This window comes from Teichococcus vastitatis, from assembly GCF_003604215.1.
In the GTDB taxonomy this organism is placed as follows: Bacteria; Pseudomonadota; Alphaproteobacteria; order Acetobacterales; family Acetobacteraceae; genus Pseudoroseomonas; species Pseudoroseomonas vastitatis.
In genome coordinates this window covers 1-1,301 of the sequence record NZ_QXGS01000154.1, presented here as the reverse complement: position 1 = coordinate 1,301, position 1,301 = coordinate 1, and the positions used below count along the sequence as shown (strand labels likewise).

The window sequence follows — 1,301 nt, the reverse complement described above, 5'->3', positions numbered from 1 at the left end:
GTGTCCTCCACCAGGGCCTCTTCCTCGGCTTCCGCCATGACGCGGATCACCGGCTCGGTGCCGCTGGCGCGGATCAGCACGCGGCCGCGCTGGCCGAGCCGCGCCTCGGCGGCGGCAATGGCCTCCGTCACCGCCGCGTCCTGCAGCGGCGAGGCACCGGCATAGCGGACATTGACCAGGCGCTGCGGCAGCGGCTCGAACGGGCGGCACACCGCGCTGGCCGGCCGGCCGCTCTCGGCCAGCACCGCCAGCACCTGCAGCGCCGCCACCAGCCCGTCGCCGGTGGTGCCGAAATCGCTCAGGATCATGTGGCCCGACTGCTCGCCGCCCAGGTTGCAGCCGGCTTCGCGCATCCGCTCCGACACGTAGCGGTCGCCGACCCGGGTGCGCAGCAGCGTCAGGCCGAGGCCGCTCAGGAACCGCTCCAGCCCGAGATTGGACATCACCGTGGCCACCACCGTGTCGCCGCGCAGCCGCCCCTGCGAGGCCCAGGAGCGGGCCACCAGCGCCAGGATCTGGTCGCCGTCCAGGATCTGGCCGTTCTCGTCGGCCAGTACCAGCCGGTCGGCGTCGCCATCCAGCGCAATGCCAAGATCGGCGCGGCGCTCCCGCACCAGCTCCGCCATGCGCGACGGCGCGGTGGAGCCGCAGTCCCGGTTGATGTTGAAGCCGTCGGGCGCGACGCCGACCGGCACCACCTCCGCTCCCAGCTCCCACAGCACGGTGGGCGCGACCTTGTAGGCGGCGCCATGTGCGCAATCGACCACGATGCGCATGCCCGCCAGGCTCAGCCTCTTCGGAAACGACGCCTTCACCGCCTCGATGTAGCGGCCCGGCGCGTCGTCCAGGCGGGATGCGCGGCCGAGGCGCGAAGGGGCGACCAGCTGCGCCGACAGGTCGCCGGCCATCAGCGCCTCGATCTCGGCCTCCTCGTCATCCGACAGCTTCAGCCCGTCCGGGCCGAACAGCTTGATGCCGTTGTCCTCGAACGGGTTGTGGCTGGCCGAGATCATCACGCCCAGGTCGGCGCGCAGCGAGCGGGTCAGCATGGCGATGGCCGGCGTCGGCAGCGGCCCCACCAGCACCACGTCCATGCCAGCGCCCACGAAGCCGGCAGTCAGCGCCGGCTCCAGCATGTAGCCGGACAGCCGCGTGTCCTTGCCGATCACCACCCGGTGCCGGTGCGTGCCGCGGCCAAAGAATCGCCCGGCCGCCTGGCCCAGCCGCAGCGCCGTCGACGCATCCATCGGCGCACGATTGGCAACACCCCGGATCCCATCCGTGCCAAACAGCCGGCGCTC

1 protein-coding gene is annotated in these 1,301 nt (G+C 72.5%); it reads right to left on the bottom strand.

The window, feature by feature from the left end:
- The coding region (glmM, locus tag D2K64_RS23610; protein WP_238384402.1) for a phosphoglucosamine mutase at window positions 1-1,301 on the bottom strand (1,301 nt) is incomplete at both ends.